Annotated in this window: 11 protein-coding genes; all 11 read left to right on the top strand. The window is 42.4% G+C overall.

The window, feature by feature from the left end; all coding sequences use genetic code 11:
* Positions 1-6: 6 nt before the first annotated feature.
* The 11 genes from R2R28_RS24525 to R2R28_RS24475 all read left to right on the top strand — a co-directional run bounded on the left by R2R28_RS24525 (position 7) and on the right by R2R28_RS24475 (position 18,436).
* Entirely contained in the window at positions 7-537 is a 531-nt protein-coding gene (locus R2R28_RS24525) for a hypothetical protein (protein WP_316828294.1), read from the top strand.
* A 481-nt stretch (positions 538-1,018) separates the two neighbouring features.
* A complete protein-coding gene (locus tag R2R28_RS24520; protein WP_316828293.1) occupies positions 1,019-1,630 on the top strand; it encodes an RNA polymerase sigma-70 factor in 612 nt (203 codons plus the stop codon).
* 79 nt (positions 1,631-1,709) lie between these two features.
* Positions 1,710-2,732, top strand: coding sequence for a FecR family protein (locus R2R28_RS24515; RefSeq protein WP_316828292.1), 1,023 nt, complete (start codon positions 1,710-1,712; stop codon positions 2,730-2,732).
* Between the two features lie 165 nt (positions 2,733-2,897).
* Positions 2,898-6,461: a carboxypeptidase-like regulatory domain-containing protein gene (locus R2R28_RS24510; protein WP_316828291.1), complete on the top strand. Its 3,564-nt coding sequence runs from the start codon at positions 2,898-2,900 to the stop codon at positions 6,459-6,461.
* A complete protein-coding gene (locus R2R28_RS24505; RefSeq protein ID WP_316828290.1) occupies positions 6,461-8,194 on the top strand; it encodes a hypothetical protein in 1,734 nt (577 codons plus the stop codon). The genes R2R28_RS24510 and R2R28_RS24505 overlap by 1 nt, the downstream gene beginning before the upstream one ends.
* Positions 8,195-8,238: 44 nt before the next feature.
* Positions 8,239-9,429: a hypothetical protein gene (locus R2R28_RS24500; RefSeq protein WP_316828289.1), complete on the top strand. Its 1,191-nt coding sequence runs from the start codon at positions 8,239-8,241 to the stop codon at positions 9,427-9,429.
* Between the two features lie 13 nt (positions 9,430-9,442).
* Complete coding sequence (locus R2R28_RS24495) at positions 9,443-10,552, top strand: fasciclin domain-containing protein (protein ID WP_316828288.1); 1,110 nt, start codon at positions 9,443-9,445, stop codon at positions 10,550-10,552.
* A gap of 15 nt (positions 10,553-10,567) precedes the next feature.
* Complete coding sequence (locus R2R28_RS24490) at positions 10,568-11,902, top strand: fasciclin domain-containing protein (RefSeq protein WP_316828287.1); 1,335 nt, start codon at positions 10,568-10,570, stop codon at positions 11,900-11,902.
* Between the two features lies 1 nt (position 11,903).
* A complete protein-coding gene (locus R2R28_RS24485) occupies positions 11,904-12,911 on the top strand; it encodes a fasciclin domain-containing protein (RefSeq protein ID WP_316828286.1) in 1,008 nt (335 codons plus the stop codon).
* A 27-nt stretch (positions 12,912-12,938) separates the two neighbouring features.
* Positions 12,939-16,250, top strand: coding sequence for a carboxypeptidase regulatory-like domain-containing protein (locus tag R2R28_RS24480; RefSeq protein WP_316828285.1), 3,312 nt, complete (start codon positions 12,939-12,941; stop codon positions 16,248-16,250).
* 17 nt (positions 16,251-16,267) lie between these two features.
* Entirely contained in the window at positions 16,268-18,436 is a 2,169-nt protein-coding gene (locus tag R2R28_RS24475; protein WP_316828284.1) for an IPT/TIG domain-containing protein, read from the top strand.
* Positions 18,437-18,450 lie beyond the last annotated feature (14 nt).

Here is an 18,450-nt window from a genome sequence, read left to right as displayed (position 1 = left end):
ATAAAAATGTTTCTGACATTTTTATTTCCCATTGTCGGAAAGTCTGAACGGCAGGCAATAAAGTATATCTTCAGCAATGCTGAAATGCTTTCTGTTCCGGCTGGCGATTATGTACGGACAGAAAAGATAAAAGGGCAGGATAATACAATTGTGATCGTGTTAAAAGGCTTTGTAAGTGGCTTTCTTTCAGAACAGGCAGGTCGCCGGCGGGATATTTGGTTAGGTAAGGCAAAAAGTGTGTTTATTAACGACAGATCGCTACAGCATACTGAATGCTTCAATCTGGAGGCAATTGAAGATTCATATCTGGTCCTTATTTCAAAAACAAAACTTGAAGGTGCCTGCCAAACTTACCCGGTTTTGGACCGGCTTTTTGCCGAACTCATTTTTCCAGGTGCGATTAAAAGTCTAGAGTGCCATTCCATTCTTAATAAAATTGATCATCCTGCTAATAAGTTCAGCTACTTTAAGCGTACTTTTCCTAAAGTTTGGTATAGTGTACCCATCAGGATATATAATTCCTTTGTTGGGAATTGAGGCATTGGCGAACATTACTGAGCGCTTATGATACTTAATTGAATAGGCATGGATAAAGTAAAGCACAGCAATAGCGTGATATTATTAAACTGTTAAGCTTTCGCTTTGCACTTTTAAATGTCATTCAACTTATTACTTTTGCGGCGATCAAAAAGAAAATGATCGTGTAGAGCGCTGGCCGGTAGCATGCCGAAGGTTCGATTCCTTCCTCTACAACTTCATTAAACCGACAATTGTCATCCATCTGTATGGTTCCAGACATCGATGAAAACTTCATTTTTTGTTCATCTTCCCTTATTACTTTTGAGGTATAGATATCATAGATATTGGTTATTATTTGGTTAGTAAATAAGCCACAACGGATGTTGTGGCTTATTCTGTTTTTAAGGGATTTGCTAATGTTTAATAACTTAATATTGCCTTAATATACAACGGTGGTATAGGTTCTATTTTTGCTGCACAGAGATTCTCTTCGCAAGGCATGTTCAACGAAATAAAAGATTTACCGGATGTAGTACTTTTAGAAAAGCATAAAAACGGAAGTTCAGCTGCCTTCGACCTGCTTTTTAAACGGTACTATTCTGCCTTATACCGTTATGCCTTAAAAAACAGTAAAGATACTTTTGTTGCCGAAGAACTGGTAATGGATGTGATGCTCGGTTTGTGGAAGAAACAAGGTGATATTTTAATTGAAACCGATCTGGCCCCATACCTTTACCGCGCTGTAAAAAATGCCCTGTACAACCATTACCGTAAAAAAATAATGCTAACGGTTGAACTTGATGAACAGCTCGAAAGCGCCATGGTACAATCGAGACCATCAGACGATGCTTTGGTTTATGCACAACTCGAAGAAATTTACCGCGAAAAACTGGCTGAGTTAAGTCCTGCGCGTAGAAAAGTATTTCAAATGAGCCGGGAAGAAAATAAAACCTATGCCGAAATTGCCAGCGATATGAACTTGTCTGTAAATACCGTCGAAAATTACATGGTTGCTGCATTGAGCTTTTTCAGACAGCATATAAAAGAACATGCTGATTTTACCCTTTTTTTGCTTCTGGCGCCCTATATCCTCCTATTTTTACCTTCGTAAATAAAAAAATATATTTTTTTTCCATTGAATAGGTGGTACCCTTAAAAACTTGTGTTATGACTATTGAAGAACAACATCAATGGATCGTAAAACAGAAAAAAAAGCACTCATCAGAAAATATATTAACGGCGAATGCACAGCGGAAGAAACTGCTGAACTGAAATCGCTGTTATTAACCGATGATCTTTCTGTACTTTTTGAAGAGGTGATGGACGAGATCGCTTCAGCAAACACTGATTTATACAACGAACCGGATCTTGAAGATGCTCTTGCCAAATTTCACAAAAAGCAATCAGCCGAAGGCATTAAAGGCAATGAACCGAAAATTTTAAGCTTATCACCAAAAAAGAAAAAACTCCGCAGGTATTTATCGTATGCGGCAGCTATTTTGGTATTGGTGGGTTCCATTTCAATATTGATCCCGAGGCTGAACAAAACACCTCAACAAAATGTACAGGTCCAGCATTTCGAAAACCCAAATGGAAAACGTTCCAGAATCCTTTTGCCCGATAGTTCTGTAGTATATCTTGGTTCAGGAAGTACACTTTCTTTTCCTTCAAAATTCGCTGCAAATGTGCGTGCCATATCTTTAAGGGGAGAAGCTTTTTTTGAAGTCACTAAAAATCCAAAAAGACCATTTATCATCCATACCGGAAACATCGTAACCAGGGTATTGGGCACCTCTTTTAAAGTTGACGCTTTTTTAAACCAACCGGTTAGTGTTTTGGTGAGTATCGGAAAAGTAAGGGTAGATCGGGAGGTGAACAAGATATTACATCCTATTGCCGTATTGTTGCCCGGTCAAAGTGTAGTGTGGAACGAGCAAACCCATCAAAGCGAATTCGGTACTACGCCTGTTAGCGATATTCTGGGCTGGAAAAACGGGAAACTGGTATTCAGGAAAACTAAACTGGCCGATATTGCTGCCATTTTGGAAAGAACTTATAATGTTGCCATCCAGATTAACAGTCCACAACTTGCCAACAGGCAGATCAGGGTGAATTTAACCACCGATATTCCTGTAAGCAAACTGATTAAAATCCTCAGTGTTGCAGGCAATTTTAACTATAAAATCAATCAAAATCATGTTAGCATTTTTTAGGAGAGAAAGGATGGGGATGTAACAAACAGACTAAAAGAAAAACGTCCTCCTTTAAGGGAGGACGCGTAAATCATCAACGGACTGGCTGTTTTCGAAGACCCGTCAGCCCGCGATAAAGTATTCATAATATCCGCCCAAAGGCGAAAAATCATAATGATCAAAAATATGCAAAAAGTATTACATCTGCATGTTTCTTTTCAATATGCAAGGCAATGTGATAAAGCCTTGTACCATATTAAAAGGAAACTGAGGCAGATGGCTGATAACAATCTGTCCGCAGATAAAATTTATTTCTTTATGAAATGCTCTTTTCTAGTGATCCTTGCAAATCTTACCGGCCTGGGGGTGCTCTTCGCCAGTAATGTGTCAGGTCAGGATCTGAATCGGAAAATCAAACTCAAACTCGAAGCCGCAACGATAGAAAACAGTTTGGCTTTGGTAGAGAAACAGGGCAATATCCAGATTAATGTAGCCGTAAACCTGCTCAACAAGGTCAGCAAAAAGGTTAACCTCAATACCGAAAACATTACCGTTGGCGAGGCTTTGAATACTATTTTAGCCAATACCAACCTCAAATACAGTGTGGTAGAAGGTTATGTGGTCATCACCCGAAAACCTGTACCAATTTTAATTACAGGAACGGTTTTCGACGAAAAGAACAAGGAAACACTCATTGGTGTAAGCATAAGGGTTAAGGGTGGAACTGCTGCGGCTTCGACCGATGTGAATGGAAATTTCAGGATTACCGTCCCCGAAGGAGGCGCTACTTTAGTCATTTCTTACCTGGGTTACATTAGCCGTGAAATTAAGGTAGATGCAGGTACCAAAGTGCTAAACATCGCTTTAAAAGCTTCGTCAACACAGTTGAATGAGGTAATGGTACAGGCCAGGAGAAAGGCAAATACCGAGGTAGCCGTATTGGAAGAACGTAAAAAATCGTCGATTATTCAGGATGCGATATCTTCACAACAGATTGAGCGTACCGGAAGTATCACCACCACGCAGGCTTTACAGCGCGTTTCGGGCGTAACCGTAACGGATGATAAATATGTGGCCATCCGTGGTTTGGGCGATAGAAGTGTAATCGGACAGTTAAACGGTGTGCGTTTAGCTTCCTCTGATCCCGATAGGAGCACAATACCCTTAGATCTGGTTCCGGCATCACTGCTGGATAACATTACCATTTATAAAACTGTAACACCTGATAAACCAGCGGATGCAGCTGCGGGTATTGTAGAACTCAAAACCAAATCAGTTCCCGAAAAGGAAACCTTCGAAATCATTGCCCAATCGGGTGTAAACTCAAATGTAGGTATCGGCGGGCAATACAATAGCTTTTGGAACAGCGATATGGGGGCTTTTGGCAATAAAATCGCCAATAAAAACCTAAGCAGCGACTTTAAAAACCTGGCCAGTCAATATCCGAATGGTTTGGGTTCTATCCAAAGCATGATTGCCAGCAGCAATTACAGTCCAACAGCTTATCAGGAAGTCAACCGCATCAACAACATCATGCAGTCTTTCGATCCGGTAATGACTACCCAGTACAAAAAAGCGCCCTTAAACCAGTTGTATTCGGCTACTTATGGCAATAGCTTTAACATTTTTAAAAAACATAAACTGGGTTTAATCATGGGCGGGAATTATTATCGCCGCATTACCGACATTAGTGGTGGTGATTTAACCCAATACAGTATTTATCAGGGCGTAGTAACCGGTAACCCTGATGTTTACAGTCCGCGGAATATTCCAAACTACATTACACCGAACAGTTTATATATGGGTAAATACCAAACCTATAAAGAAAACACCGGTGTAGAAACGCTCAATTATGGAACGCTGGTGGGGGTTACCTATCAGTTTAACCGCCGTAACGAAATCAGTATGCAATACCTGGGCAGCTGGGGTGGCGAAACTAAAGCCACTAATTTGTCTGGCCGTTACGAATATACAGGTTTGCCTGGGGAGGTGAAAACGACAACATACTCGCTAAAACAAACTTTCCGCAACCTGAATACCTTTAACCTCCAGGGTGAGCATAAATTTTTTGATAAAGAATTATCTCCACGTTTAAGTTATAATGTGGCCAGTTCGAGATCAAAACAAAACGATCCTGATTTCCGTTTCGCCAGTTTGGCCGATTATATCCCAAGGGGTGGCGGTTATTATACGGTTGGAACAGGCAGTAATGCGGGTGCAACGGTTTACAGCAAACACCTTTATGCCTTAACATCTGGTTATGTAAACGGTTTTGGTCCTTATGGTATTATACAGGCCGAACCTAACGGCAGAAGATGGCGAAACCTGGATGAGAAAAATTACAATTACAAGGGCGATTTAAGTATCCCTTTTAAACTCTTCGGACAAAAACAGGAGTTAAAAACCGGAGTAAATTATTTGTTTAGAGACCGCGATTTTAGCGAAAACCAACTTTTCCTGCCGGGATCTAACTTTACCAGCAACAAGGCTTTACCACTTTATGGTGCCGAAGGCAACCTGAACCGTCTGGTAAGCAGCGAATTTATCGGTGTTAAACTTCCTACCGGAAATCAGGGTGAAGGCATGATGCCGGTTGGCGGGTTTTTATACAACAGCCAAAAGTCGCCCAATAATTATACAGGTTATTTCGAAACCAATGCTTTTTATGGTATGCTCGATTTAAAGCTGACCGAAAAGTTGCGTATTGCAGGTGGTGTCCGCTTCGAAATGACCAATATTGGTTCGTCTGTTGATACTGCTGGTGTGTTTTTAGATCCTTCGCTTACTGCCGGAGGCGCAAACGGAGGCAAAATCCCGTTAAATCCTATCAATCCAAACTCGGTATATAAAACCGGCTACAAGCCATTTTACTCAGTTAATGCAACCTATACGCTAAACGATAACATGAATTTCCGCAGTGCTTACAACACTACACTGGCACGACCAGAGTTAAGGGAAATTACCAATGTTTTCGAATTTGATGCCTTTCAGATGGGGTTAGTAGTAGGTAATCCAAACCTTAAAAATCAGTTTACCCAAAACCTCGATTTCAGGTGGGAATGGTTTCCGGCAAAAGGAGAGGTGCTGGCTGTTTCGGCATTTGGTAAACGTATCGAAAATCAATTGGTCAAGGTATTTAGCTTGCAAACGGCTGGTTTAGCCGCTACCTATCCCGAGTTTCCTACCATCCAGTTCCAGAACGATCCTAACGTGGGCCGGGTATGGGGACTTGAATTAGAGGTAATAAAAAGCCTGGGCAATATCTGGGATCCGTTGAAAAATTTCTATTTCGGTTCTAATTTATTGCTGGCACAGAGTGACATTAAAAAAACGCCTGAGCGTTACGAGGCTATTCGCTCACTCGACCGTTATACCCCAAAAAACAGTCCGCTTTTTGAGCAGGCGCCCTATTCCATCAATGCCTGGTTAAATTATGAGAACCCAAAATCAGGCTCTGATTTTACGCTAACCTTTAATGTGGTGGGCGAACGTTTGGTGCAGATTAACCTCACCGGCGAACCCGATTTATATACCCGTCCGGTACCTGTTTTGGATTTTGTATTCAGTCAGCGCCTTACTAAAAGTGTCAAGTTTAAAGGCTATGCCAAAAACATCCTCAATCCTGATATCAAAACCGTGTATGCCAATCCACAAACCGGGGGCAAATGGTATGGCAACGAATACATCAACAGAAGTTATACCCGTGGTGCCGAAATTATGTTAGGCTTTACCTATAATCTATTTAAATAATGAATAAGATAAATTATAAATGCTTTAGTCTGCTTTTTTTTAGTATGATGCTGCTGTTTCAGGCCTGTAAAAAGGATAAGGCAGATTTCGAAACAGACAACAGGATTTTAACCCAGAACCGGGCCAGTTCAACCGCCCGCATTATCAATGTAGCAGGTTTTAACCAGGTGATTGCCAATGGCGACAGCCTGACAAATTTTATCGTGCGGGAGCCTAACAAACCGAACAGCCAGCAGTATCCGGGTACCTCGTATTTCCCTTCAAACGGACAATTGGGGAAAACCTGGTTTGTTCCGCAAGACCTGTTTAATGCACAGGAAACTGCAAAACTGAATTTTACAGTAAGAAGTTATACCCCTGTATTTGCCGGAGATGTAAAACTCGATGTAAAAAACGATTACAACAACCCGACAGATTATTTCTTATTACCAACTTTTGCAATGGATGGCCAGCAAGAGGTAGTGCCTGTAAAAAGAGGTGTTTCAGTAGCCTCGAAACCCGATTATTTTAAAATCAGGGTAGTAAACCTTTCCGGTGCCATTAAAAACCCTGGATTTAACAGCAGTGGCCGTCAGGAAGATTTAAGCGGAGACGTATCGCTGGCTTATGCAGATGGAACTTTAGTTGATGCGAAAACCAATCATATCAGTTCGGCAACCCGAACGTCCGAATATATAGAATTGCCTTACGGAACCTATCAGTTTAAAATATTGATGGCCGATGGCAGACAGATGCCAGCCTTAGGCACAGGTTTAGATGCCATTACGCTGATCGATCCGCCTACATCAAGCATTCCGGTAAGTTTGATGAATTCGACCAAACAAACTTATGCGCCTATCCAAACCTTCCAGCCCGGAGGTATTTATACCATTTTAATCGCACCGCAAAAATTTGATTACTTCATTAACGAAGTTGATGAAACTTCATCAACCTATCAAAATTCCTTTCAGGTGATTAGCGATAACAGTCCATCGGCCAACAATACTTATTTCAGGGTACAGGGCGTAAATGGTTTGGCGGGGCAAAGTGTAAGTTTTAAGGTAGATGGCAAAACCATCGCCGGCAATTTGGCCTTTGGCACGGCCGGAGCTTATGCAAACCTGATTCAGGGCAGCCATACGGTTGAGGCTTTGGATGCATCGGGCAAAACCATTGCCAGTGCCAGTCAGGTACTCCGCCCCGCGCAAAATTATAGTGCATGGTTATATCCCGATCAATCAGGAACACCTAAGGTACTGCTTGTAGCCAACGATTTAAGTGGTACCACCTACCTCGGGGCAGAAGATGATGCCACTTACAGCCGCAATCAATACTCTTATTTCTTTTTTAAAAGATTTTTAAATCTTTCGGTAGGGAATCCTTATATCACTTTTACCCAAAGTAACGGGCAATCTTCGGCCGGAGGGAACGACAATGCAAATGCAGGGGTTAACCTGCAACCTGGGCAGCCTTTGTTCGAACGCCCTTACATCAGTAACCTCTATACACAAAAAGCATTCGAGATTATGGCTTACCGTTCTAAACCTAATGTGGTGCCGGGTATATGGGCCAGTGATATTGAGGTGTTAAAAAGTGAGGCCTTTATTGCCGACAAAAGCCTTTATCAGAAAGTAGGGCGGGGATTGCCGGTACAAGAACCCGGAATTTACACCGTCGGCCTTATTGGCCAGTCGGGCACAGGCAGTACAGCCGCAAACAAAGCAAGAATGATCATTATCAAACACAACAAATAATGAAAAACGAGAGATTAAATAAGAGAATAATAAAAACCGGATTAATGCGGTTAGCTTGGCTTTTTGCCGCTTGCTTGCTGCTGCTTAACCAGGGCTGCGTTAAGGTAGAATACTCTAAAATCGACGATCCGGCATATTTAAGGGTATTTAATAACCTTAATTATATACAAACACTTGGCAGTAAGGATAATAAAGTACCGTTTTTTTGTATGCTCATCAATCCGGTGTTGGATGCTAACGGCATGCCAACAAGCGCCGAAATTGTAGGCGACTTTTTAGATCAGCGCGATGCCTATGCACCTCCATATCCATCACATATTGGTACCAGTACCTCCGTTAACAATCCCGAATATCCGGGTAAGGAAAATGTATTGGTTGGACCCATTTTAAACGGTTTCGATTTAAGCAGCTGGGCACAGGTTCCGTCGGGTAAAATGCGGATCATGTTTGCTTACCGCCCGAAAAATACAGTGCCCTTTTTTCAATTGGAAAGTCAGCTAAAAAAAGATATCCTGATCGATACCGTACTTAACCTGACCAGTAAAGAGGTGTACACGCTACATGTGTTACAAAAAGATTTTGTAACCAAAAGAACCGGGCTTTTACTCCGCCAGGAGGTTTTTCAAAAGCTGCCTTTGTCTGATTCGCTTACCTATGTGAACTTTTATAATATGAGCGCTAAAGGATATTGGGAAGCCGATAAATCGCTTAAAGCCGAAGATTACTTGATGGCCAGTTTTCAGGGAGGTATGAAAGATGAAATGAATGTTTTCCTGTCGCTTTACGAAAATCAAAGCATTTTAAGCACCACGGGAGCCACTATACCTGGTTTTAAAGGGAAATATCTGGCCAATGTTAAACTGAATACGGCAACAAGTGAGGTTAGTCCTTACGTAAGTTTCCCCATCTGGGCAAGTAATACCGGCAATGGCATCACCACCAATATGTGGCAAAGGTTCGATTTTTTTGTGCCGGGGATGGATATTACCAATAATCCTTTTTACGAAGCCTCAACCGATAACGGGGGCAACTGGGTTTCGGTAAACTGTTTGCAAAACGGTAAAGTAAGGATGACCAGTAACGATAATGCAGCTATACTGCCCAATTTGCTGGTCAACATCCATTCGGGTGTAAATAACCCTAAAACTTTTGCTACCGTAAATACCATCGAAGTGGTTAATGGCCGGGTTTATTTAACCACCGTTCAACGAAAATATGCACCGCCCATTTATTAAAAACATGATTTCAATGAAAAAACTAAATAATGTAAAGCATCGCAAGCCGGTTTTACAAATGGGAAAAATGCTTTTTGCATGGGCAATTGCTGTACAGCTGCTTTTTGTTGCAGGCTGTAAACATGATGATTTATCGGTAGCCTTACCCAACGAAAACATTCGTCCGGCAGGTGATTTTGTAAAGAACAATTATGAAATGCGCCTTTTTTATGCCGCACTCAAAAAAACAGGATATACTGAACAGTTAAATGGTGCAGGACCTTTTACCGTGTTTGCACCAACCGACGAAGCTTTTAACCGCCTGGGTATTTACAACACGACAGATTTTGATAAAATGAATGTCGATAGCTTAAAAAAAGTAATCGGCTACCACATCCTGCCGCGTAAACTAATGGTAAATGACATGCCCAGCAATGGGGTAGATATCCGATACGCTACATTAAGTGGTTCGGAATTATACCTTTCGCGTGCGGCTTTTAACCCCGGTGGAGGTGTTGAAAACGAACTTTATATTGATGGGGTTGAGGTGATCAGAAAAGATGTGGTTGTAGCCAATGGTGTACTGCATTTAATGGATAATGTATTGAAGCCGAACTTTAACAAAACGGTACAGCAATGGCTGGCAGAACATGCCGATTACAGTGTATTTGTAAAGGGTTTAAAGAAGTTTAACCTTTGGGACCAGCTGGCCACCGGAACAACATTTACCATTTTTGCACCCAATAATAAAGCACTTGAGGATGTGGGCATTACCGAAGCGTCATTAAATACTTTAGAAACCGGTAAATACGTTGGCGACAGGCTTTTTGGCGCTTACATTTTATACGACAGGCACTTTTTTATCTCCGATTCGCAGGTGTTTTCACTGATCAATAATAACGGGGCCTATAACTATTTCCTTAAAAACGATAGCCATTATATGAATTTCGGAGGGGGAAAGTTGTATCCTGAATTTAAGCTGGGTTATTCCCTTACGCTGCGTAGCGGGAACACGTTTTCTGATGTGATCTTAAACTCGGTAACCAGCAATTTAACATCAAAAAACGATAACCTGTGTAGCAACGGCATTGTCCACCATTTAATTAGTGGATTGGTTACACCCGATCAGGCGCTTAAGAAATAATATATCATCATGAATATGAGAAATTTAAAAAACTTTTGGGTTTTCGTTTTAGGAGCATGCATTCTTTTTTTAGGTGCCTGTTCTAAAACAGAATTTATGCCCGATCAGGAAGGGGGCCAGGTCCCGTTTCAAAGCGATGCCACGCAAACGGTAGAGCAGTTATTGACTGCCTCGCCTGCCAAACTGTTTTACAGCGCATGGCAAAAAAGCAATATCAAAAATATCTTAAAAAAACAGGGAAATAAAGTGGTGTTTACGGTTTTTGCACCAAACGATGCCGCCATGCAAGCCGCAGGTTTAAGCGCTAGTGCCATTAATCAACTGCCTGTAGAAGAGTTGGATAGTTTGATGATGTTTTATACCACCATTGGCCCGGTAACCAAAGATGAACTGAAACTGAGGAGTGATAATTTTATGGTCAAAAGCCTGCTGCTCCATCCCGGGTTGTATGTAAAATATTATGAAAATGCCCAAAGCAATAATCAATATGATTTATATTATTACAGGCATTATGTTGGGGTAAAAGGCGAAGATTTACTGATGAACGGTAAAAACGTAGGTAAAATTAATTACCTGCCTGCAACCAACGGCGGGCTTTACATTATGGAAAAGGCCATAGAAAGGCCTGTAAAAACCATGTTGGATGCTTTAAAAGCCGATGGACGGTTTACGATGTTCGTAGAATCGCAACGCCTGGCAGATGAGCTTTTCCTGAATAAAATTGGCGATGATATCGAGGCCATTTTCGGAGTGAGAATAGAGCCGGAGGATATTATGAGGGATTATGCCTATAACAGGCTTTACTACAAAAAAGATTGGGCGATAGAAACACCTCCATATGCAGGTTTTGTAGGGCCAAATATCACGGTATCTACTTTATTTGCGCCAACAGATGAGGCTTTTCATCAGGCCGGGTTTCAAACCGTTGCCGATATCCTGAAATTTAACGAACGCAGTATGGATGGGGTTTTTTTTGACGAAAATAGCTATTCGGCCGTAGGCGCTTTTCCGATGGATACCGTATATAATTTTCACCGTAATTGGGGCAGGATGTTTCAACCTGCTACTTCGGGTGGAGATAAAACCGCCAATAATGCCACAGTGTTTTATAGTAATGTGTTAAAACCGGCGCTAAATAATTATCCGGTTAATATTGGCGGAAACCCTCCATCAGAATATGCCTATACCATGCCGCTCGAATTTTCTACAGGCAACAATGGTGCCCAGCTTAAGGTAAAGGGCTCCGAATATCCTGCAGCAACCGTTATTGATGGGGATATCAATACCCTTAACGGACCAATACACGTGGTAGATCGCCTACTTTTTCCTAAAGGATTTAAACTTAAATAACATGGCCCAGCAAATAAACCGATACCATAAGAATACCTTATTTTTTTTATTGCTGATGACTCTTTTGGGTACATCGTGTAGTAAAGATGAAAATAAACTAAGCGATTACGACAACAATAAAATCAACCTCGTTATTGCCGATAATTTTAATCTTTCATCTTTCAGTGCAGCGCTAAAACGTAGCGGTCTGGATAAAACCTTGCAAGAGGGCGCAGGACCTTACACGGCGCTGGTACCTTCTGATGCCGCTTTCGCATTGGCGGGTTATGCTGGTCCGGTAAGTGTGCTCACTGCAAATCCCACCATTATTTCGCGCATTGCCCAATACCATACTTTGGATGGAAAATACGAGCTCAATAAACTGCCTTACCTGTTTAACCAGGAGTTGCGCTCGCGTGGGGGTAAATTATATGCCACACACTGGATCAAAGGAACCGATACCGTGCTTACCTTAAACGGTTCGCGGATCATCTCGCAGAATATTCCGGCTTCAAATGGTTTGATTCAGGTGCTTAACCGGGTATTAAGTCCTTACCTGCACGATTTACTGGGCGATGCCGTTTCGGCCGAATCGAACATTACCCTGTTTACACAAGCTTTAAAAACTTCTGGTCTGCTGGAAACCATTAATGGCGCAGGGCCTTACACTATTTTCGCTCCGAACAACCAGGCCATGCAGGCGATGGGTTATGCCAGTGTAGAACAGATCAACAATACCGATGTGGAGGTATTAAAGCGCCTGGTGAATTACCATATCGTAAAAGACAGAAGGTTCATTTACGATTATATCCTCAGCACTGGTTCTTCTAATACCAGCCGCCAGGCCATGCTCGATGGCAATTCGGTTACCATGACCTTAACCCCAGATCCAGGCACTCCGGGCAGTTTTAATGGCATTACATTAAAGGGAATTGGAAATACGACGGCGGTAAAACTGGTTAAACAGGATATCCTCGCCGGAAATGGGGTATTACATATTATAGATGGCGCCTTACGGATTACCCAATAAGAAACGTAGGCAATTAAAATTAAACTGATGAAGAAAAATATATATCCAACACCCGTCTTTTTGCAGGAGATGTTTTCACTGCAGCAGGTTGGGCTAAAAATAATCATGCTCTGCGTTTTACTATTCATATCCTTTTATGGTATGGCGCAAGAAACCAGCGGCTCTTTAACCGGGCAGGTTAAAGATGCCAAAGGGATTTCGATACCCGGCGCAACCATTGTGGCTATCCATACGCCTTCCGGAACACGTTATGCCATCTCTGCTGATGCCGATGGGCGCTATTTTTTAAATAATTTACGTATTGGTTCACCCTATACGGTAACGGTTTCTACCACCGGGATGAAAACTGAGGTGATGAATGATGTATCGGTTCGTTTAGGCGGCAGTCAGCAGCTCAACTTTGTACTGCATGAAAATGCACAGGAACTGAGTACCGTAATGGTATCGGGCAGGGCCAAACCCAAACAAAAGGCCGATAATTATGGCACGGGTAAAAATATCAGTGCCGAGCAGGTGAAAAATATGCCCACTATAAACCGGAGTTTAACCGATATTACGCGCTTAACCCCACAGGGAAGCCGCGATAACAGTTTCGGTGGAACCAATTTCCGTTACAACAACGTAACCATTGATGGTGCCGTAAACAACGATGCCATTGGTTTTAGCCCTTCGCTGGGAGGACAAACCGGTACATCAGGCATGAACGGGAGCAGTACAAGAACGAACCCAGTTTCTTTAGATGCAATTGAGGACATGCAGGTTTACCTTGCGCCATTTGATGTGAAAATCGGAAACTTTACAGGTGGATCAATCAATGCGGTAACCCGTAGTGGTACCAATAAAGTGAGTGGATCGGTTTATGGTTTTGGCCGGAATGCAGCCATTACGGGCAACGACCGTGTGGGCAGTTTGGGTAAAATGAACAAAGACTTTGAAGACTACCAGGCAGGTTTCCGTATCGGTTTCCCAATTATTAAAAACAAACTTTTCTTTTTTAGCAATGAAGAGATTACCCACCGTCAGGATCCTACCCAATTGTATGTAGGTACAGCAGAAACAAGCCATATTTTAAGCGTAGCTGATGCCGATTTAATCAGCAATGCCGTTAAAACCCGTTACGGCTATGTTTTCGATGCCGGTACTGCAGGTGTATACACCAATTCGAACAAATCGCAAAAATTCTTTAACCGTTTAGACTGGAACATCAGCGATAAACACCAATTGGCCGTTAGGAACAATACGATTTTTAGCAAGGCCACCCATATGGACCGCGATCAGCAGGATTTCCGTTTCAGTAGTATGGCCTTCCAACAAGAAAATAACCAAACCAGTACCGTTGCCGAGTTAAAAAGCCGGTTCAACAATGAACTTTCCGGAAATGTATTGGTGGGTTTTACCCATGTAAGCGATAGCCGCGATCCTTTAAGCGATCCTACCTTACCGCAGGTACAGATTATGGGCCGTACACCCGGTACCACCATTTATCTGGGTACTGATCGCGAAGCGAGTATTTTCAACATGAAACAAAAAACATGGGAATTTACCGCAAACTTAAACTGGACCAAAGGACGCCATAAAATTTTGGTGGGTACACATAATGAGTTATACAACATCCAGTATGGTTTTGTTAATGCCTGGAACGGCCGTGTAGATTACCAGAGTATTGAAGATTTTACCAGCAACAATCCATACCGCGTAAGGGGAAGTTACAATTACACCAATAACAGCCGCGAGTACCTGCTGGCTAACCCGGCGGCCGATTTTAATGTAAACATGTACAGTTTGTATGTGCAGGATGAAATCAGGATCAGCGATAAATTAAGCATTACGCCAGGTTTACGCGCCGATATGGTGAATTTACCAACCATGCCAGCCTTGAGCGATAAGGTAAGGGATATTATGGCCGATCCGAATTTTGGCAATACCTATACCTACACACCGCTTAACCGCATCGAAAATAAATTTTTAAACAAAGTACAGTTATCGCCGCGTTTAGGTTTCAGGTACGATGCATTGGGCAATCAAAAACTAATTGTTAGAGGAGGAGCGGGTTTATTTACCGGCCGTATTCCTTTCGCCTGGTTAGCTTACGCCTATTACAATACAGGCAATAACTTTGGTGCTTTCGATCAGCGGGCCGATCAGCAGCCTTTTGCGCCAGGCAGCGATGCCATTAAACCGGGTACGAACGGGATAGGGAATTTTATCGAGCAAAACGGTGCCGTAATCAATAACCCAAACAGTGGCCGTACACAGATCGATCTGGTGGATAACAATTTTGTGATGCCACAGGTATTCCGTGGAAGTTTGGGCATCGATTATGAAACCGATAACAACTGGCGTTTTACCGTTGAAGGCATGTACACCAAAAGTTTAAAAGATGTGCTTTTTCAGCAACTGAATACCAAAGATAATCCCCTGTATTATGGTTACGATAAACAGAAACAACAGCCCGTATATAGTGGAACGGTTGATCCCCGTTTTTCTAACATCTATTTATTGAGCAATACCAGTCAGGGGTATCGTTACAGCCTTACCGGAACAGTAACCAAAACCTTTATTAAAGCATTAAATGTTACAGCTTCTTATACTTATGGCGAATCGAAAGATTTAAGCAATGGGGTGCGGAACTCCATGGAGAGTAACTGGCAGTTAAACCAGGCTTTGGTACCCAATAATCCGGCATTGAGTTATAGCAATTTCGATACCCGCCACCGCATCGTGTCTAGTATCGGCTATAACCATGTTTGGGAAAAAGCCGGAAGAACAACGGTAAGTTTATTCTTTAGTGCGCAATCGGGTAGCCCCTTTAGTTATGGTATTGTAAACAGTAGTATCCAGGGTTTATCGCAACAGGTAAGTTTGGCCTATATTCCATTGCGCGAAGAAGCCATCCGCTATTTTAAGGATCTGCCTATGCAAACGGCCGCACAACAGGCGACAGCTTTTAACCAGTTTATTGATGGCAACAAATACCTGAGCAGCCGCAGGGGCGATTTTACCGAGCGTAACAAAGGCCGTACCCCATGGAATGTACAGGCCGATCTGCATCTGGCACATGAGCTGTTTGTAAATAGCAGTAAATCGCAGTCGCTGAGTTTAAATGTAGACATCATCAACCTCACCAACCTCATCAATAAAACCTGGGGGGTACAGTATTTCTCACCCAATACCTTTAACTCCACCAGCAGTGTAGGCTTAACGCCAACTTTGTTCCCGCCACAACAAAATGCAGGCAACTATCCGGTATTTACCTTCAACAACCCTGGTCAGCCTTATAGCATCGATTATTTTAGCTCGAGGGTACAGATGCAACTGGGATTAAGGTATAGTTTTTAACACTAAAGATAAATCTTATGATTATTCAACATAAAAAGAGTTTAAGTATCGGATTGATGCTTTTCCTGATGCTCATCATTGGGGCCTGTAAAAAGGATAAAACCGAAGCGGTTTCGGTAGCATTTAAAATAGAAAGTTATTACCCAAACAGCGGTAATGCAGGTACCTTGGTAACCATTACCGGAACAGGTTTTGGTACCGATATTAAACAATATTCGGCCACCATTGCCGGCAAAACTGCAGAAGTAATCAGTGCAACAGCCGAAGCGCTGGTAATCCGTATGCCCGAAGGTGGAACTACAGGTGCATTGGCCTTAAAGTACGATACCCAAAGTTTTGATGTCGGCCCATATACCTATCAGGATTTAACCATCACCACCGTTTTACCTGCAAATGGCCCTGCAGGTTCACAAATCAGGATTACCGGAGCAGGTTTTAGCAGTACAAACGCACCTGCCACCGTTTTTATCAACGGTAAAGCGGCTTTGGTGGTGAGCGTATCAGATAACCTGATTGTTGCCGAAGTACCCGCCGATGCGGGTTTTGGTGCCATCATGGTAAAAGTGAACGGAAAAGAAGCAAAAGGACAGAATTTTACCTACCAGGCTATTGCCAGTATTAAACCCTTAACCGGTGGTAAAAACACCAAAGTAACCATTGCAGGTACAGGTTTTGCAGAACTTGTTGCAGGAAACCTGGTCGATTTTAATGGCACAACGGCAACCGTACTGGAAGCCAGTAATGAAAAATTGGTTGTTATTGTACCCGATGGTGTAAAAACTGGCCCATTATCGGTAAATATAAGCGGGCAGAAAATTACCGGACCAATTTTTACCGTGGTTGCACCGCCATCTATTGGCATCGTTACCCCATTAAGCGGTCCAAAAGGTACAGAAATGACCATTTCGGGTACATTGTTCAGTAACCTGGCTGATGAAAATAAAGTATTCATTAATGGCGTTTCCGTTCCGGTTACATCTGCCTCGGCAAATCAGATTAAATTAATCCTGCCGGGTGGTACTGGCAGTGGAAGCGTAAGGGTAGTGGTGAACGATCAACCAACTGATGGGCCACAGTTTAAAGATCAAACCCTCGGTATTCTTTCGGTTAGTCCGGATAATGGTTTAGCCGGAACAACCGTTACCATTAAAGGTTCTGGCTTTAGTAGCACTGCGGCTGATAACAAAGTTTATTTTAATGGTGTACTGGCAACGGTAAAAACCGCAAGCGAAAATACATTGGTATTGGATGCTCCGGCAGGTTTGAGCACAGGCGATTTAAAAGTGGTGGTTGCCGGTCAGGAAGCTTTAGCCCCACAAAATTTTAGAAGGGCAGGTATGACTACCTTGGCAGGAGGGCCTAATAGCAATGCTTTTGGAACTTTTATGACCGGTATTGCGGTTGATAACAGCGGTAATGTTTATGTAACCGACCGGATGAACAAAGTGGTTAAAAAAATTGCACCGGACGGTACGGTAACCGTGTTACAGGCCAATGGCGCCGATATTATTTTTGATACACCTTGTGGCATTGTGATTGATAAACAGAACAATATTTTTGTATCCGATATCGGCCGCAACCAGATTAGAAAAATTACGCCTTCGGGCCAAAATACCGTATATGTTTCTGGCTTCTCGCCAGGTTTAATGACATTTGACAGCGCAGGCAACCTGTATGTAAATATTAATGGCGCCTTTGCAGGGATGAACAAGGTAAATGCCATTGGTGGTTTTACCAAAATTGCCGGACCGCTTTGGCCTACGGCGCACCCATTTGTTGATGCTTCTGGAAATCTATATTACGTAGATTCAGGTCAGGCAAGTAATAATGCCATTTCATATATTCCTTCTGGTGGATCAAACCTCACCAACTGGATCGGATTTAGTGAACCGGGTTATCAGGATGGAATTGGAACACAGGCCAGGTTTAACAACATTGCTGGCGGTTTGATGCCTTATGGCGCAGGGAAACTGATAGCCGGCGACCGTTATAATTATGCACTCAGGGAAATTGATATTGCAGCCAAAAGTGCTTCAACCCTGGTCAGGTTTACTTATGGTTTTGCCGATGGAACATTGGCAACAGCGAAAATTGGTTCTATGGACGATATGGCTGTAGATCAGGATGGGAATGTTTACATCCTGGATGCGACGAATAAAGCTGTTAGAAAAGTGTTTTTGAAATAAACTAATCTTATTAT

Source organism: Pedobacter miscanthi, from assembly GCF_032678605.1.
Taxonomy (GTDB): domain Bacteria; phylum Bacteroidota; class Bacteroidia; order Sphingobacteriales; family Sphingobacteriaceae; genus Pedobacter; species Pedobacter miscanthi_A.
This window is presented reverse-complemented; position numbering and strand designations above follow the sequence as displayed.

Coding starts and splice junctions, on each gene's coding strand:
- R2R28_RS24490 (WP_316828287.1), top strand. CDS start 10,568: ATGAGAAATTTAAAAAACTTTTGGGTTTTCGTTTTAGGAGCATGCATT.
- R2R28_RS24515 (WP_316828292.1), top strand. CDS start 1,710: ATGGATCGTAAAACAGAAAAAAAAGCACTCATCAGAAAATATATTAAC.
- R2R28_RS24510 (WP_316828291.1), top strand. CDS start 2,898: ATGCAAAAAGTATTACATCTGCATGTTTCTTTTCAATATGCAAGGCAA.
- R2R28_RS24475 (WP_316828284.1), top strand. CDS start 16,268: ATGATTATTCAACATAAAAAGAGTTTAAGTATCGGATTGATGCTTTTC.
- R2R28_RS24500 (WP_316828289.1), top strand. CDS start 8,239: ATGCGGTTAGCTTGGCTTTTTGCCGCTTGCTTGCTGCTGCTTAACCAG.
- R2R28_RS24520 (WP_316828293.1), top strand. CDS start 1,019: ATGTTCAACGAAATAAAAGATTTACCGGATGTAGTACTTTTAGAAAAG.
- R2R28_RS24505 (WP_316828290.1), top strand. CDS start 6,461: ATGAATAAGATAAATTATAAATGCTTTAGTCTGCTTTTTTTTAGTATG.
- R2R28_RS24495 (WP_316828288.1), top strand. CDS start 9,443: ATGAAAAAACTAAATAATGTAAAGCATCGCAAGCCGGTTTTACAAATG.
- R2R28_RS24485 (WP_316828286.1), top strand. CDS start 11,904: ATGGCCCAGCAAATAAACCGATACCATAAGAATACCTTATTTTTTTTA.
- R2R28_RS24525 (WP_316828294.1), top strand. CDS start 7: ATGTTTCTGACATTTTTATTTCCCATTGTCGGAAAGTCTGAACGGCAG.
- R2R28_RS24480 (WP_316828285.1), top strand. CDS start 12,939: ATGAAGAAAAATATATATCCAACACCCGTCTTTTTGCAGGAGATGTTT.